The sequence below is a fragment of the Saccharospirillum alexandrii genome, assembly GCF_043641555.1.
Lineage (GTDB): Bacteria > Pseudomonadota > Gammaproteobacteria > Pseudomonadales > Natronospirillaceae > Saccharospirillum > Saccharospirillum alexandrii_A.
Genome location: NZ_JBHZRJ010000003.1, coordinates 802,818 through 819,337, shown reverse-complemented (window position 1 = coordinate 819,337; position 16,520 = coordinate 802,818). Strand labels below are relative to the sequence as shown.

Sequence of the window (16,520 nt, the reverse complement as noted above, 5' to 3'; positions counted from 1 at the left end):
GATTACCAATTGCATGACAGTTCAGGGGGTGTCATTCCGCGTTCAGTGGAATATCCAGCACATAGCTGGTGGCTTTCACCGGCTTAGTGATGTCGTGTTCCCAAAGCTCGGCGTTATGCTTCTTAACCGCCCAGTCAGCCAGATCGTAAAAAGGCTGGCGCCCGGGGTCTGCGATCAGAATCTGGCGCACACCTGCTTTTTTGGCCCGTTTGATCAGCGTTTTCCATTCGTCACCCAGGCTATCCCAGAAGCAGATATCGCCCCCGACCACCGTGTCGGCCATCGACAGATCGGCTGTTTTCAGCTGCTTGATTTTACGCTGCCAGAAGACGGGTTTTAACTCATTCAGTTCACCATGCAGCTGCAGGTAGGGCTCGACAGAATCGTCCGCGTCGATGGACATGACTCTGGACTTGAACTGGTTCATCAAAAACAAACTGGTTGGTCCCCAGCCACAGCCAATATCAAACACCACCCGCTCTTTGGGAATCGGGTCGATCAGCAGATAATCCATTAATACAAAGCTGGAATCCCAGACCTTATTACCATGCAGGTTGGCATCGCCAACACTGTATTTCAGGGTTTTGATTACCGGATGACTGGCTTTTAAAAAGGTCAGACCGTGGGCAGACATCTGATGCCTGGACAGGGAATTTTTAGACAAAGAATTTCTCCAGCTACTTAAAACTCGTTAATCGCAAATGGGTCGGGGGAACACACCCCGTTACTTCAATGGAATCCCCAGGCGCTGGTAAACAAAACTGAGCAACCAGGCCGGGCCAATTAACAGGAACTGAATATCCTTGAAGAAACTGGGCTTTTTGCCTTCGATGCGGTGCCCCCAGAATTGCCCCACCCAGGCCAATACAAACAGAATCAACGCAAAGATCCACAGTGGCAGGGGTAGCCTGAGCGATTCGTAACCGAGAATCAGTGCCACCGACACCGCGACCAGAATGCCCATGCCGATGGTCAGTGTCCATGACAGACGCGAATAAAACAGAATGCTGATGGCGATCAGCACAACCGCTGCATTCATGATCGGGTTTGGCCCAAGCGGAATTTGCCACAACAACGCCAGTACGCACCAGAATATGACCGGCACACACACCCAGTGGACTTTTTTGTTGGTGGGGTTTTGATGGCTCTCGCCGTATTCGCTTAACCAGGTCTCGAGAGAGTTGGCCATGATCGTACCTCCCGCTAGGTAAGTGTCCCGTCTATGAATCAGACACAACAGCATAGCGGGTCAGCGACCGGTAGAACAGCAGGGACGATTTATAGCAGGCTGTTGAAATTCGCCGAATTTAGCGGACAGCTACCGGAACACGGATGCTCCGGCAAAGTCGATGACTGTTAAGTCATTGATTTTGTGAGAGAAGCAACAATCGCAATGTTTGACTCTCGTGTTTTGAAAAAGTCAGGAAGCCTTTTTCAACAACCTGATGAGGGTAAAACCGCCCTAACGATACCCCTTGGAGTATCGCTGTGGTTGGCATCCTGCCTTTGCCCGATCTTCAATTCATCGGGCGACGACGATCAGTTGTCGCTAAGAACCGCTACACCCTTTAGGGACAGCTCGTCGCGCACTTCAGGACGTGATAGCCGATCCAGCGTTGTGTGGTTACCACGACGACGCGATTTGGACTTGCTGACCACACCCAAAAAGGCGAGGAACGACTGCTTGGCGGTTGCTTTCTTCTCCATTGTGTTCACCTTGAACTCAGTATTCTGAGGTTTAGTACCCCGTTTTACCGTCAGATTTTGCGTGTCAGATTGGGTACTCGACTACTCTACTCTCACCACTGGTTAATTTCTGCACATGAATTAGACAAACATTTATAACTTAGCGTCGTCAATGACCCTTTGCATACAGTCGTGGCGGCATAACCAACGGCTTCCGGGGCCATAAAAAAACCCGCTTCAGGAAGCGGGTTTTTCAGCACCAGCCAGTGACGAATCACTGTCGGGTTTTACCCGACTCGCCAAGCTCTGATACCAGGGTGTCGATAACGCGATCAAACAGCGGGGCGTCGTCCACCACTTTAAAGGCGTCGTTGCGTAATGCCATGGCCAGACCAATCGCCGAGCGCTCCGCCACCTTGTTGCCCTGATGGTCGGTAAAAATATACTTGCTGCCCAGGCCGACGATAGCCGTCAGACAACCCCGTTCGATCTTGCCCGACTGGTTCTCGATCTCGAACCAGCTTCCGGTTTCAAAGGTTGCCACCATATCCATGTAATAGGTCAGGTCAGCAGGCTTGTGTTGAACAACGGGTTCATCGACCGGCAGCGGTTGCGGCCGTTCGACCAGTTCATCGGCACGGGCTGACCGCTCGGCAAAGGCGTCCAGTCGTTCCTGGTCGGCCCAGACACTCTCCGTCAGCGGCTGATGCCGGGGCTGGTGCCATTCATCGATGGCAGACACCAGGCGGTCGCGTTCGCCTTCGTTCAGACCCAGGGCTTTCAGGCCATCCAGCAAACCAGACCTCAAATTGGGCAACAATTTGCTGAACCGCACCGACTCGGTCACCTGAATGTTTGGTTGTAGACTCCAGACCAGTTCGCGGGCAATACGAGCACTGGTTTTCCAGGCCTTGCCTTCACCGTGTGCGTTGTAAATACCCCGCATCAGCCGGTACCAGTGACGCTTGAGCAAATGCTCGGCATCTTCTGGCAGCGTCTCGCCTTCGAGCAAGGTATCCATAAACAGCCGTGCCCGGTCCTGATTCTGGTGCGCCTCGAACTGAGTTTCCTCAGCTTCGACCATGGGCGTCAGGCGAGCCTCCTGAAGCGCATCGTACTCGGCCTTGAGATCATCAAACTCACTCAGGGCCGCGTCGAACATGGCCAGATCGGTTTCGAACTCGTGATTGAGGCGGGTAACGATTCGCTCCATGCCATCGAGCAGGACATCGTCTTCAAGTTGCTCGTCTGGCTGCCAGCCGGTCGCGGCACGCGCCATCCGGTTTAACAACAGCCGGGCCGGATGTTCCGACTCGGTAAAAAACTCCTTATCGAGCAAGGCCACCTTAATGATTGGAATCTGCATGCGCGCCATCAATTGCTTCATGTGCGCCGACAGTTTCTGGTCATCGAGAATGTATTCAAAAAGCATGGCCACCAGTGAAACCGTACCGGCTTCCTGGGTTCCCTGAACCTGGGCGGTGACTTGCTGCGCCTGAGCCTGGGCCCAGAGTTTCATTTCACCCAGATCCAACGATACCGGTGCGGCACTGGCCTGGGTCTGTACCCGGGTCAGATTGCCCATCAGCGCCTGTAATGCATCGGCACCGACCATAACACCCGGCCCGCCCTGCCCTGCCATACCAGCACCAAAGTTGCCCGGACCCGATCCCGCATAGCCACCACCGACGGCGCCATAGCCACCGCCCGGCTGGGCCTGCCCGCCCGGGTTGTCGCCATACAAGCGCTGGTTCAGCATTTGGCCCAGTTGCTCGAAGGTATCGGCACTGGTGATATCCGGACGGCTTGGTGACGACGCATTCAACAGCTTGAGATTGGGCAGAATGCCTTCTTCGATTAACCAGCTGTTATTCGACTGGTAAAAGACCAGCAGCTTGGAAACGGCCTTCTGATCAAACAACCGGAACAGCATGAGGGTTGTTTTCAGCGACCAGTTACCCCCTTCCAGCGCACCCATGGCAATACGTCCAAGCACTTCGGGGTTGTAGGGGGTTTGTTCATTTTTAAGGTCTTTGCGGCCGGTCAGCACACCCAGGCGCTCCCGGAACGCCAGCCACTGGTCACCGGACCGCTCGAGAATTCGGTTGGTAAAGCTGTCGATGGCCAGGCCACGTTCCAGCGTGTCGTCTTCCATCAGCGACAATTCTGTCGCCTTGGGGGCTGCATCGGTCGACTCAGCCTCCAACTGGCCTTCCGCCACTTCATCGGTGTAATTTTTTACCCCTTTGATAATGGCTTCACGAATGCTGTTCTTTTCGAGCCGAAGGGCGCGCAGGCTGTCGAAGTAGGCGCCTGATTCGAAACCATCTGTGGTTTTTTCGGCGAGTCGGAACAGGAAATCATCGGACGCGACAAAGAACTCATCCAGCAAGGCCGGCAGCAGCGCGACAAACCGTCGCGATAGCGCGTCCAGCCTGGCTGTATCGGCTTTGTGCGGTACCTTGCTGAGATGTTGGCGCAGGTCTGTAACCTTGGCTGTGTTCATGGTCGATCCACTTGGAGTAACGTTAGGCTGCCTAATGTACGGTTTCATTCGTCAAATTCTGGGACCCAGTTCACTCTGTTCCGGAACCGAACCGGGCAAAACCCTGAAGTGTCGACTGCGTCACTCTTTCGACTCTTTTCACCCGGATCAATCAGTCAATCTATTGGCTAATGGCATCGTACTCTTCCAGACATTCAGCAAGCGGCAACTTTCTGGCGCACTACTTTATGACGGCACTCACCCGTTCCAACCTGTTACAGTTTGATACTTGTGACGGACCAGACCGACTGGGTTAAATGCGGGTTAAACGATAAAAAAGGTACTGCACCCATGGCACACCCCGCTATTCGAACCGGCATTATTGGCTATGGTCTCTCGGGTCGGGTTTTTCATGCGCCTTTTATTCAAGGCCTCCCCGAATTTGAGCTGAGCGCCGTATGCAGCCGGCAACCGGACGCCGTGCTGGAACGCTACCCGGAAACTCACGTCGTGGCGGATGCCGGGCAACTGATCGCATCGCCAGAGCTCGACCTAATCATCATCACCGCGCCCAACGCCCTGCATTTTCCGCTTGCCAAAGCGGCACTGGAAGCTGGCAAGGATGTGCTGCTGGAGAAACCATCGGTCACCTCCCTGGAGGAGATAGAATCGCTGACACGGCTGGCTGAAAAGCGCGGACGTCTAATGACCGTCTATCAAAACCGGCGATTCGACGGTGACTTTCTGCATTTGAAGGCGATGATGGCATCCGGAGAACTGGGTAAGCTCAGGCATCTGACCAGCCGGTTCGACCGGTTCAGACCCGAGCCTCAGAATCGCTGGCGCGAGCAACCCGGCCCGGCGAGCGGTATTTTTTGGGATCTAGGACCGCATTTGCTGGACCAGGCACTGCATCTACTGGGCTCGCCAGAGTCCCTGCAAGCTACGTTGAGGACGCTGCGACCGGGTGGTACCACCCACGACTGGTTTGAAGTCATGCTCTATTACCCCGGCCTGCTGGTCACCCTGGGCTCTACCCCGTTTGAGGCCGGCCCCATGCAGCGCTTTAACGCCCGTTTCGAACGGGGCAGCTGGCAGTGCTGGGGGCTGGATCCGCAGGAAGAAGCCTTGCGCGCCGGTCAGATGCCCTGGCTCCCGGAGTACCCCGATGCCGCACAGCCACAGTCAGCACACCGTTATCGCGCCACTGAAGACGGAGCCCTGACCGGACAACCCGATGACTGCTCTGCGGGGCACTACCAGGGCTATTTCAGCACTCTGGCCAGTGCCATTCAAAATGGTACGGCCCCGCCAGTGAGCCCTGAAGATGCCTGCGCGCTGATCTATACCCTGGAACTGGCAGAGCAATCCTCTGCCTTGGGGAAACGCCTCGACTGGCACTACCCCGGCGCCTGACCTGCCTTACTGGCTGGTCAGGGACCAGGTTTCCAACCCTTCGTTCAGCGCGCGTTGTGCGGTGCCGTCTTCAACCAGCTCAGCCATTATGCGCGCAAGCTCGGCCCGAAAAGCCTCGGTGTTGCAGGGTGAACGTCGGGAGATTGTCAGGAACAACCCTTCCGAACTGACCGGCGGTTCTATTTGCTCGATGACAAAATCGAGATCAAGTTCCGCCGCATAAGCCAGACCGGGATATTCCTCATACAATACGTAATCAACCCGCCCCTGTGCCAGCATGCGAAACGCTTGTGGCAGGCTGGTGACGTTATCAATACTGAGATTGACGCTGGCAAATTCATCAAAGCTCTGTCCGAAACTGTTGTTGATGACCGTGGCGCCTTCATAGGGTATGAGATCTGCCCATTCACTGTACTCGAAGGCGACCAGCGACCGCTTCCAGACGACCGAGCGGGTGGTCAGAAACGCCGGTTCAATGTAATCCATGTAGGCCGTTCGCGGCAGGGTAAAGAAAGCACCGGCGATCAGATCAATACGCCCTACCCGCACTTCTTCCTGTGCACGGGACCAGGGGCCGGTGTAAATCACCTCAATCGGAATACCCAGGCGCTCGCTTAGGGCTTGCATGATGGTTTTATTGGCGCCAATCAGTCCGCGCCGGGAGCCGGGTTCCTGCCACAGATAGGGAGGGTATTCGGGGTTGCCCGTCGCAGTCAGCCGCGTGCAGCTGTGCTCTGAGGCTCCCACCGTTGTAGTGTCTGACTGGACTTGCTCGGCCTGAACCGAGGCCAGGGTGCCGAGCAAACACATCATCACCAGACGTTGAAACCAGCCGGCTACTCTAAAGATCATTATGTATGCGTGCCCCGATTCGGACAAAAGAGCCGTCAAGATCATGTACTCATTCAGATGGTGCGGATTCAACGCCTGCGCCCCTGCTCCTCCCTGATCCGGAACCCCAGGGTCAATAATAGATGGGCAAACGAAAAATGACAAAAACCCGGACAGGTGTCCGGGCGGGTATCGTCTTCAGCGGGCGGCAAGAAACGCCTTGAACGCCAGCGCACTGGCCTTGGGCGTTCTCACCTGAGTGTCATAATTTACATGCACAATGCCAAAGCGCTGGCTGTAGCCCTCGGCCCATTCGAAGTTGTCCATCAGGCTCCAGGCAAAATAGCCCTGCACATCCACGCCGGCCTGAATCGCGCGGTCAACCGCATTCAAATGCGCATCGTAGTAACCTACGCGAAGCTGGTCGTTCACTTCGCCGTTGGTTACCGGGGTATTGTCGGCCGCGCCGTTCTCGGTGATATAGACCGGCGGCAAGTTGTCATACCGCGCCTTGAACCCGGTTAACAGGTCGGTCAGGGCTTGTGGATAGATTTCCCAGCCAATGTCGGTTTTTGCGGCTTGCTGTGGTACCCCATCGTAATCATTTTCACCACTGGCGGTGATCACGGCGCGGGTGTAGAAATTGATGCCCAGAAAATCAAGGTCTGCGGCAATTGCGTCCATATCGCCCGGATAAACCGTTGGCATCCATTCCGGGTGGCGTTCGGCAACCGCGACTGGGTAGTGACCGGTCAGCAGCGGTTCCAGGTAGAAGTGGCTATTTTCTTCATCACTGTAAGCGGCAGCTGCCCGATCGGCTTGCGAATCGGTTTCCGGGTAGGCCGGGGTGAAATTCAATACAATGCCATGCTCCGACGTCGGCGCATTGTCTCTCATCCGTGGTAGCGCCAGGCCGTGCGCCAGTAACAGGTGGTGCGCCGCCTGAAACCCCATTCGATCGTCTTTCAGACCCGGGGCATGAATGCCCAGACGGTAGCTCAAAAACGCCGAACACCAGGGTTCGTTCAGGGTGGCATAGCTGCTCACCCGGTTGCCCAGCACCCGGGTAACCCGATCGGCGTAATCGGCAAACCGGTAGGCGGTATCGCGATTGACCCAGCCGCCGCGTTCGCCCAGATACTGGGGCAAGTCCCAGTGGTAAAGCGTTGCATAGGGTTTGATGCCCCGCTCAAGCATGCCATCGACCAGTCGGTCGTAGAAATCAAACCCCTTGTCGTTCCAGACACCGGATTCCGGTTCGATGCGCGGCCAGGCGATGGAAAAGCGATAGGCATCGAACCCCAGTGATTTGATCATGTCCAGGTCATCGGCCCAGCGGTGGTAGTGATCGCAGGCAGGCATGCCATTGTCGCCGCCCAAAACACGCCCCGGGGTATCACAAAACCGGTCCCAGATGCTCTCGCCCCGGCCATCTTCAGTCGTCGCCCCTTCTACCTGAAAAGACGCGGTAGCAACACCAAACAGGAAATCGGAACGCTGCAAGGGTGACGCTTCGGGTAATTTAAAACTCATACCGTTCTCCTAAATACCGGGGGCAGACTCCGCCCCCGCAAACTTCATCAATTTTTTACGGCACCGCTGGTGAGGCCGCTGATCATTTGCTTGCTGGCCGCCATGTAGATCAACACCAGAGGCAGAATTGAAATAAAGGTGCCCAGCATCAGCGCGCCCCAGGGCGTATTCGGAACCCCCTGGACGCTACGCAACATCTGGGTGATCACCATCTTGTCACTGCTGGTCAGCACCACCAGCGGTTGCAGGAAGTTGTTCCACAGAAACACGAATTGCACGATCGCCAGTGTTGCCAGGCCAGGCCGCAACAGGGGCAAAACCACACTCCAGTAAGTGCGAAAGGCACTGGCACCATCGAGCTTAGCGGCTTCAAGCAGATCTTTGGGAACAGAGGCAACCACGTACTGGCGAATCAGAAAAATACCAAAGGGGTTAATACTGAACGGCAACCAGACAGCCAGATGGGTGTTGCTCAGACCGATGGCGTTGATCACCATGTAGTAAGGAATCAGCGTCAGAATGGGCGGCAGCATCATAGAGCAAATCATCATGCCGAACAGTACTTTACGACCTCGAAATTCAAATACGGCCAGTGCATAGCCACACATGCTGCAGAACAGCAAAGAGGTGATGGTACCCAGCAGCGCTACGGAAAAGCTGTTAAACATCCCCACCCAGAAATCCATGATATCCAGCAGGCGGTGATAGTTGGCAACCAGTTGATCCCCCAGCGTCAGGTTTAAGCCTGAACTGAACATGGTGGTGCGGTCGTGCGTGGCCATCAGCAATGACCACAGGAAAGGAAAGACCGTGAACACTACTGCGGTAAGCAGAGCGGTCCACAACAGCGCCTTTCCCAGCATGCGGACCATGCCGTCGAGGTTTTCTTTTTGTACCGGCGTCAGCGCTTTCATTATTCTCCCCCCAGACCACGACGGCCAAAGAACCAGAAATACAGCCCGGTAAACAGGCCAATGACCATAAACAGAATCCAGGAGATGGCAGCGGCACTGCCCATATCGAGCCATTCCCAGGCAACCCGGTAGAGGTAGTTGGAGATGGTCATGCCGTTGGTAGACGCCTGTTGCAAGCCTCGCGTCAGTACATAGGGTTCGTCGAACAGGTTCATGTTCCCGATGATGGTGAGCGTCACCGCAAAAAAGATGAACGGACGCAGCAATGGCAGTGCAATGCGGGTAAAGCGTTGCCAGCTGTTGGCACCGTCGATAATGGCAGCTTCATAGAGCTCATCGGAAATGGTAGCCAGTCCGGCGGTGTAGATAACAATGTTGAAACCCACGTACTTCCAGAAAACCACGAAGGAGACGGAGTAGCGGATCAGGCTGTTTTCCTGTACCCAGCCCAGAGGCATCACATCATTCAGCCAGCCAAAAGCCCAGCCCGTCAGGCTGCCATTGGCCAGACCCGTCAATGCCTGGTTAATAATGCCGCTCTCTTTGGAAAACATCACAAAGAAAATCATCGAAATGGCAATGGTCGAGGTCACGTAGGGTAGAAAATAGGCCGTGGTCAGCCAGTGACGTGCGCGCTTGCCCAGTTGCACCAGCAAGTATGCCAATGGCAAGGCAACCAGGTGCTGGGGAATGCCCGAATACAATGCCATCAGGAAAGTATTCCACAAGGTCTGCCACAGGGTCGGGTCGGTCAGGCTGAGTACATAGTTTTCCAGGCCGACGTATTCCATGGTTCCCAGCCCGGCGACAGGATTCCAGGTGTGGAACGACAAATAGATCATAAACAGCACCGGGAAGATGCCGAAGGTGCCGAAAATAATGATGTAGGGAGACATAAACCAATAAGGGGTGGTTTTATGCCAGAAATTACGTTGACGATCCGATTTATCGCGCTGGGCATTTTCCTGCGCGGTCGTCGGATCAGTCATCTCGGTGGTCGTCATGGCCGCAATCCGGGAAGTTGAATGAATTGGAAATAAAAAGGCGGCATCAGTGGTGATGCCGCCCTGGAGTTAACCCGTCAAATTAGCGTACGCGACGCTTGATCTGACGTTCGGCATTGGCCAGTGCCGTATCGATGTCCATGCCATCGTTCAGCACTTGTTCGAGTGCGGTGCCGATCAGTGACTCGGCAATCTGATCACCTTCGTGCGGTTCGACCGGTGTAACGTTTTCAGCGATATCGGCAAACAGAACGCGTGCTCTCTGGCCGCGCAAGAAGTCGATAGGCTCATTGAACATGGGGTTATCGTAGGTGGCGGTGTGCGCCGGGAAGGCTGCAATGTTCTGGAAACCGGCCAGCTGTATTTCTTCGCTGATCATGTATTCGATCAGATCCCAGGCTGCTTTAGGCTGCTCTGACTGACGCGGAATGGCCAGGAAGGAACCGCCCCAGGTTCCGTAAGTGTTGTCAGGCAAATTGCTGACGCCCCAGTTGCCCGAGGTTTCCGGTGCCATCCAGTTTTGCAGGTGACCCAGCAACCAGGCTCCCGACATTTGTGTCGCAAAACGGCCTTCGCGGAAACCGGCGTACCACTCTTCGGTCCACTCTGAAATGTTGCCATCCATGCCTTCATCGCGCACAGTTTTGGCCAGTTCGAAGGCGCGCTTGAAGCGATCGGAAGTGACCAGCGGTTCACCCTCTGAATCGAAATAGAGGCCATTGCCGGGTTCAACGTTAAAGTTCCAGTAGGCGGTCGCGACGGCATTGGCGTTGCCGATCAGCAGAATGCCATCTTCTTTCAATGCACGACCGTAATCGAGGTAGGAATCCCAGTCGGTCATTACCTCGTCGAGGTCATAGCCCATGTCTTCCATGTAGTCGCGGCGGTAATAGACGACGCCAGGACCCAGATCGACCGGTACGGCATATTGATTACCATCATTACCCTGCCCCTGAGTAACGGCGTAGGGGGCAAAGTTGTCTCGGTAGGGGGCGAATTCGTCAGTCAGGTCGACGAAGCCGCCCTGGTTCACGAAGGAGCCAACAAAGTTCCGGTCGATCAGTACCACATCACCGGCGCCACTGCCGGTGGCCAGGTTGGTCTTGAGTTTATCGTGGTGGCCGCCGTGCTCGTTCATCAGCATGTCGACATTGTGTGCCGGGAACCCGCCCAGAATCGCTTCCAGCTGACTGTCGTAATCGGGGAAACCATCCAGTCTCAGATCGGCCGCCATGGCGCCGCCAGCCAGCGTCAGTGAGGCCAGTGCCAGGCCCAGTCCTTGTGTATGTTTCATAATTTTCTCTCCAGACAACTTCTTGTTTTTGTGGTTTGGTATTGCGACTGCGCCCTGTGACAGCACAGCGGCCGATGCGACTGCTTCGGAAAGCAATGTCATGTAACCGGTTACATAACGATAAAGAGAGAAAACTTTGGTGTCAACTGCCTGCAGCGCTATTAGTGCTGTTTCGAGCTAAGGTGAGGGGCTAATGCGCCTTGGGACAAGGTGGTTTAATAGCCAAAGGTGTAACCGGTTACAAGAGATAACAAAAAAAACAGCCCGTTACCCGGGCTTTTGCTTCTCAGGTCTGTAAACCCGGGTTGAAGCCCGCTCAACCAGCGTCGGCTGAAACAGGTGCTGCACGGTAAAGCTGTGCCCTTCGCCAAGATTCAGCGCCAAACGGCCGGCCTCTGCACCAAACTGTTCAATGGGAACGCGAACCGTGGTCAGCCCAGGTTCAATATAGCCCGCCATGACGACATCGTCGTACCCCACGACGCTGCAGTCATCGGGCACGCTGAGACCATTACGGCGCAGTGCCTTGATCACCCCGATGGCCATCAGATCGTTGCTCGCGACCAGTCCGCTGAATCGGGCATCTCGCCGGAACAAACGCTCCAGAGCGGCCTCCCCGCCCTGCTCCAGATAATCGCCTTCCACCACCAGTTGATCGTCGTAAGGGATGTCGGCCATTTTAAGGGCATTGCGATAGCCGGTCAGGCGATCGCGGGCATCGGATTTGTAGAGCGGCCCGGTAATGCAGGCGATGCGGTGGTGACCGCGCTCAATAAGATGCTGTGTTGCGAGATAACCACCGGCTTCATTATCGAGGTAGATGCACTGATCAATCAGTTCCGGAACCAGCCGGTTCACCAGAATGATGGGCGTTTGTTCAGCATCAACCCGTTTGAGTATCTCGGCATCGGACATCAGATCGAGGTGTAAAATCAGTGCATCGCAACGGCGTTTGAGCAAAAATTCAATGGCGTCGCGCTCTTCGGCCAGAGATGCATGACCGCTGGTGATGATCAGGTGTTTGCCTTCGTCGCGAATGACCCGCTCGGCAAACTGCATCATTTCACCGAAGAACGGGCCGGCCAGCTCACCCACCACCATGCCGATGGTTTCCGACTTGTTGGTCGCCAGACTGCGGGCAAACGAATTGGGTTCATAACCCAGTTCCGACATGGCCTCGAGCACTTTCTGGCGAGTCGCTTCCACCACTTTCTGATTGCCATTAACCACCCGGCTGACGGTTGCAACTGAAACACCGGCTCGCTTGGAAACCTCACGAATTGTGGCCATAGATCAGATCCTGTTCATTGTAAGTTACCCGCAAGACAACCCACACGATAAATGAAAACGGGTGTCAGGTAATCTGATAACGACCCGGTTTGTGATTCAATGCAATTACCATATTCAACGCCAGGGCTCCAACCACAGACAGCGCCAGCATCGGCAGTGACACCAGAAAAAACCCGATGCCCACAATGCACACATCAACGGTCATCTGCACTCTGCCGGCATTGATGCCAAACCGTTGCTGTAAGTAGTACGCCAGAATACCTACGCCCCCGAGGCTGGCAACATGACGAAACAGAATCAGCATACCGGTACCGATCAAAAAGCCACCCATCAGAGCAGCAAACACCGGGTTCAGGTTTTGCAAACCGATGACATGAGGCAAGCCTTCCACCATCACCGAAACGCAGGCCACTGAAATAAAGGTGTTAACGGCAAACCGCCAGCCCAGCCCCCGAATGGCCAACCAGTAAAAAGGCAAGTTGATGACAAAAAACAACAGACCAAACTCAACCCCGGTCACTCGGGCAAGCACCAGCGCCAGCCCCGCCGTTCCACCGGTGAGCAAGCCATGATACTGAAACATCAACAGACCAAAAGAAACGAAGGCCGCACCGACGGTCAACGCGAACAAATCTTCCAACAAAGAGTGAGTGCTTTTTTGTTTCAACAATGATCTCCGGATCAATCACCAACGCCAGGCAAACTGTTATTAATCAGCCGGTGTAATACGCTGGGTATAAATGGAAAAATCAGGCTTCGCCGGTGTGTAGTCGCTGTGCAACAGCGGTGATTGAATCATGAAATCAGCGCTCGCCCGGTTACAGGCAACCGGAATATTGTAGAGAGCGGCGATGCGCAGCAGCGCTTTGATATCCGGATCATGCGGTTGTGGTTCGAGCGGATCCCAGAAAAAAATCAGCAGATCGATATCCCCTTCGGCAATTTTAGCGCCAATTTGCTGGTCGCCACCCAGAGGGCCACTGAGCAGTTTCTGCACTGGCCGGTTCAACCCCTGCTCAATCAGTTTGCCCGTCGTGCCAGTTGCAAAAATGCCCAGTGATTCGAACAGCGCCTGGTTCTCCTGCGCCCAGGCAACCAGTTCTTTCTTCTTGTTATCGTGCGCCACCAGGGCTACGTTTCGATTCGGCTTGGCCATTGTGATTCCTCAGTGAGTCGGGTAAATACGGAGCTTCAGTCGGTCCCACAGGGAGACAAGCGCCAGGCCTATCAACAGCCCCGCGCCATTGGCGACGGCATCGGCCAGACTGAACATGCGGTAGCCGGTTAGCCCCTGGGCTCCCTCAAGCGCAAAGCTGGCGCACCAGAGCGCTAACATCAGCCACCAACGGGCTGACCAGCCAAGGCATGCCAAACTGCCCAGCGCGCCCCAACCAAGCAGGTGGTTCACCTTGTCGTTGGGGGAGAACTCGGGGTGCCCCAGGGGCGCAAGCGACAAGACTATGATGGTCAGGAACAGCATCCAGAACAAGGTCCGGATCACGGTGGGCGACACTAACCGGCGCCAGTTGATCGTCAAAAAAAGTACCCTCCCGGGCAAGTATCGTTAACCGACCGTACTGGTCAGTATGCGGGACACAGGCGATACTTTACCATATCCTGATGACTAAGGAGCCTCCGAACAACTCCCCTGGGGGAGTTATTCGGAGGCTCCTTAACAACGACAAGCCACTCAAGGTAGTACCGCGTTATGGCATGGCCGACGTCACCGACTATTACACCCCGGGGGTTGCGCTGGGGCGCGCTGCTGCTGGGCATTCTGATAACGCTGTCACTGGCCGGCTATCAGCTACTGCAAGGTCGGTACGACCAGACCTCGCTGATCAAACGGCTCGATTACCTCTTGTACGACTGGCGCTTCAACCTGCTCAACAGCCATGAGCACTTTGCCCGCAGCGACGCCAATATTGTCATCGTCGACATCGATGAAGCCAGCCTCTTCGCCGAAGGCCGCTGGCCCTGGTCCAGAGATAAACTGGCCACTCTGACCCGCAACCTGACGGACGCCGGCGCAGTCGTAATCGCCTACGACATCCTGATGTCCGAGCCTCAGGAAAACCCGACCCGGCGGTTGCAGCTGCAAGCCCGGCAAGAAGGCGATGAGGCCATGGCAGAGGCATTGGCACCCTTTGTCAAACTGACGGAATACGATCAGCAACTGGCAGACACCTTTGCCAGTGTCGATGTCGTCATGCCGTTTCTGTTTCATGAACAGGCGGCAACCCGAACCGGGCAATTACCCGCGCCGGTCTACTCACTCAGCCCGGAACAGGCCGAGCGGTTGCTGGCGGTGCAAGCCCAGGGTTATACGGGCGCACTGCCCGTGTTACAGGATGCTGCGGTAGGGGCTGGCTTTATCGTTCCTGCTATCGACGGCGATGGCGTGCTGCGCAGCGCGCCGCTGATCACCCAGTATGAAAGCGCGCTTTACCCGTCACTCTCGCTGGCTATGGGTCTGGCATACTACTTTATCGAGGGTATCGACCTGTCGGTCGCACGTTATAACGACCAGCTCGATGTCATCAACTGGCTGCAATTTGCCGACCAGCGCATTCGCACCGATGTGGCCGGCCGGGTGCTGATTCCCTATCTCGGCGCGCAGGGTCAGTTCCCTTATCTGTCGGCAACCGATGTACTCAACCAGCGCATTGAACCGGGTGTTCTGGACAATGCCCTGGTTCTGGTCGGGACATCCTCGGTTGGGCTTGCCGACTTGCGCACAACACCGGTGGGCACGCAGTTCCCCGGTGTCGAAATTCACGCAACCCTGCTCAACGCCCTGCTCGCCGGAGACTTCCCCTACACACCGGATATTGCCCACACCCTGACAGCGCTGATCCTACTGATTCTGGGCGTCATCTATTCGGTCATTTCCAGCCGTATCGGGCCGCTTGGCCTGGTATCGGCTACGCTGATCCTGCTGGCATTACTGGTCGGGCTGAACTTCTATTTCTGGCAACAGCAAAAAGTGGCGCTGCCACTGGCCAGCAGCCTGCTGCTGACCATCGGCCTCAGCGCCCTGCATTTACTGCAGGGTTTTCTGGGCGAGCGGCGGACCAAACAGCACATCAGTTCGGTGTTTGGCCAGTATGTACCGCAGGCCCATATCGACCACATGCTCGCCCACCCGAACGAGTTCGGCTTTGCCGGTGAAACCAGGGACATGACGGTGCTGTTTTCCGACATTCGGTCTTTCACCACCATCTCGGAATCGTTGGATGCAACCGAGCTGAAGGATCTGCTGAACCGGTACTTCACCCCCATTACCGAATCGATCTTCAATCACCAGGGCACCATCGACAAATACGTCGGGGACATGGTGATGGCGTTCTGGGGCGCCCCACTCAAAGACCCTGATCACGCCCGCCATGCACTCGAAGCCGCGATCGATATGATCAACACCCTGAAAACTCTGAATCCGGAATTGAACCGGTTAGGCTACCCCACCATCGAAGTCGGCATCGGTCTGAACACCGGCCCGATGAATGTCGGAGACATGGGCTCACATTTCCGCCGCGCCTATACCGTGCTCGGCGATGCGGTCAACCTGGGTGCGCGCCTTGAAGGGCTGACCAAGTTCTACGGCGTAAAAATTCTGGTCGGCCCGGAAACGTATGCCGCCATTGACGACTGGAGCTTCCGCCCCATCGACCGCATTCGGGTCAAGGGCAAACTGGAACCGGTATCCGTCTATGAGCCAATCGCGCCACGAAAAGTGCTCTCGGATGCGTGGCAACAGGAACTGACCCTCTGGGCAGACACCTACCAAACCTACCTGAACCGGAACTGGGCGCTCACCCGCGAGAAACTAAATGAACTGATCAACCAGAGCCAGAGCCCAGCGTTGTATCAGGTCTACCTGAATCGGCTAACCGACCTGGAAGCCGAAGGCATGCCACTAGACTGGGACGGAACCTACACCCACACCAGCAAGTAACTCTGGCTTCAGGGGTTGGTGAGACTGCGTAGCCATAAACCCGCGTCGGATGGCAGGGATGCTGCGGCCTAGGCTCCATGGATGGATTGAGTGGGCGGCACCCCGTCCGACC

General features: G+C 55.7%; 15 protein-coding genes. 2 read left to right on the top strand and 13 right to left on the bottom strand.

What is annotated here, in order from left to right:
• Positions 1 to 31 precede the first annotated feature (31 nt).
• From ACHUE7_RS13860 to ACHUE7_RS13845, 4 genes are all read right to left on the bottom strand, one after another.
• Positions 32 to 664: a class I SAM-dependent methyltransferase gene (locus tag ACHUE7_RS13860; protein ID WP_394170500.1), complete on the bottom strand. Its 633-nt coding sequence runs from the start codon at positions 662 to 664 to the stop codon at positions 32 to 34.
• A gap of 60 nt (positions 665 to 724) precedes the next feature.
• A complete protein-coding gene (locus ACHUE7_RS13855) occupies positions 725 to 1,189 on the bottom strand; it encodes an Mpo1 family 2-hydroxy fatty acid dioxygenase (protein ID WP_394170499.1) in 465 nt (154 codons plus the stop codon).
• Positions 1,190 to 1,539: 350 nt separating this feature from the next.
• Positions 1,540 to 1,707: a hypothetical protein gene (locus ACHUE7_RS13850; RefSeq protein WP_164743820.1), complete on the bottom strand. Its 168-nt coding sequence runs from the start codon at positions 1,705 to 1,707 to the stop codon at positions 1,540 to 1,542.
• Between the two features lie 253 nt (positions 1,708 to 1,960).
• The gene (locus ACHUE7_RS13845; protein ID WP_394170498.1) at positions 1,961 to 4,192 is read right to left on the bottom strand and encodes a DUF1631 family protein; all 2,232 of its coding nucleotides are present in this window, start codon (positions 4,190 to 4,192) and stop codon (positions 1,961 to 1,963) included.
• A gap of 330 nt (positions 4,193 to 4,522) precedes the next feature.
• On the opposite strand from ACHUE7_RS13845, the gene ACHUE7_RS13840 reads away from it, so the two are divergent.
• A complete protein-coding gene (locus ACHUE7_RS13840) occupies positions 4,523 to 5,587 on the top strand; it encodes a Gfo/Idh/MocA family protein (protein ID WP_394170497.1) in 1,065 nt (354 codons plus the stop codon).
• Between the two features lie 6 nt (positions 5,588 to 5,593).
• Here ACHUE7_RS13840 and ACHUE7_RS13835 read toward each other — a convergent pair whose 3' ends face one another.
• From ACHUE7_RS13835 to ACHUE7_RS13795, 9 genes are all read right to left on the bottom strand, one after another.
• Positions 5,594 to 6,439 carry a substrate-binding periplasmic protein gene (locus tag ACHUE7_RS13835; RefSeq protein ID WP_394170496.1) on the bottom strand — a complete coding sequence of 282 codons (846 nt, stop codon included), beginning with the start codon at positions 6,437 to 6,439 and terminating at the stop codon, positions 5,594 to 5,596.
• A 177-nt stretch (positions 6,440 to 6,616) separates the two neighbouring features.
• A complete protein-coding gene (locus tag ACHUE7_RS13830; protein WP_394170495.1) occupies positions 6,617 to 7,951 on the bottom strand; it encodes a GH1 family beta-glucosidase in 1,335 nt (444 codons plus the stop codon).
• Positions 7,952 to 7,998: 47 nt separating this feature from the next.
• Positions 7,999 to 8,865, bottom strand: coding sequence for a carbohydrate ABC transporter permease (locus tag ACHUE7_RS13825; RefSeq protein WP_394170494.1), 867 nt, complete (start codon positions 8,863 to 8,865; stop codon positions 7,999 to 8,001).
• Positions 8,865 to 9,869, bottom strand: coding sequence for a carbohydrate ABC transporter permease (locus ACHUE7_RS13820; protein ID WP_394170493.1), 1,005 nt, complete (start codon positions 9,867 to 9,869; stop codon positions 8,865 to 8,867). The genes ACHUE7_RS13825 and ACHUE7_RS13820 overlap by 1 nt, the downstream gene beginning before the upstream one ends.
• A gap of 82 nt (positions 9,870 to 9,951) precedes the next feature.
• Positions 9,952 to 11,163: an extracellular solute-binding protein gene (locus tag ACHUE7_RS13815; protein WP_394170492.1), complete on the bottom strand. Its 1,212-nt coding sequence runs from the start codon at positions 11,161 to 11,163 to the stop codon at positions 9,952 to 9,954.
• Between the two features lie 267 nt (positions 11,164 to 11,430).
• A complete protein-coding gene (locus ACHUE7_RS13810; RefSeq protein WP_394170491.1) occupies positions 11,431 to 12,453 on the bottom strand; it encodes a LacI family DNA-binding transcriptional regulator in 1,023 nt (340 codons plus the stop codon).
• A gap of 64 nt (positions 12,454 to 12,517) precedes the next feature.
• Positions 12,518 to 13,120, bottom strand: coding sequence for a YitT family protein (locus ACHUE7_RS13805; protein ID WP_394170490.1), 603 nt, complete (start codon positions 13,118 to 13,120; stop codon positions 12,518 to 12,520).
• Positions 13,121 to 13,162: 42 nt separating this feature from the next.
• On the bottom strand, positions 13,163 to 13,609 hold the full coding sequence (locus ACHUE7_RS13800; RefSeq protein WP_394170489.1) for a methylglyoxal synthase: 447 nt from the start codon (positions 13,607 to 13,609) through the stop codon (positions 13,163 to 13,165).
• Between the two features lie 9 nt (positions 13,610 to 13,618).
• Positions 13,619 to 13,990, bottom strand: coding sequence for a VanZ family protein (locus ACHUE7_RS13795; protein WP_394170488.1), 372 nt, complete (start codon positions 13,988 to 13,990; stop codon positions 13,619 to 13,621).
• A gap of 171 nt (positions 13,991 to 14,161) precedes the next feature.
• On the opposite strand from ACHUE7_RS13795, the gene ACHUE7_RS13790 reads away from it, so the two are divergent.
• Positions 14,162 to 16,408, top strand: a complete 2,247-nt coding sequence (locus ACHUE7_RS13790) for a CHASE2 domain-containing protein (RefSeq protein ID WP_394170487.1) — start codon at positions 14,162 to 14,164, stop codon at positions 16,406 to 16,408.
• Positions 16,409 to 16,520: the final 112 nt, after the last annotated feature.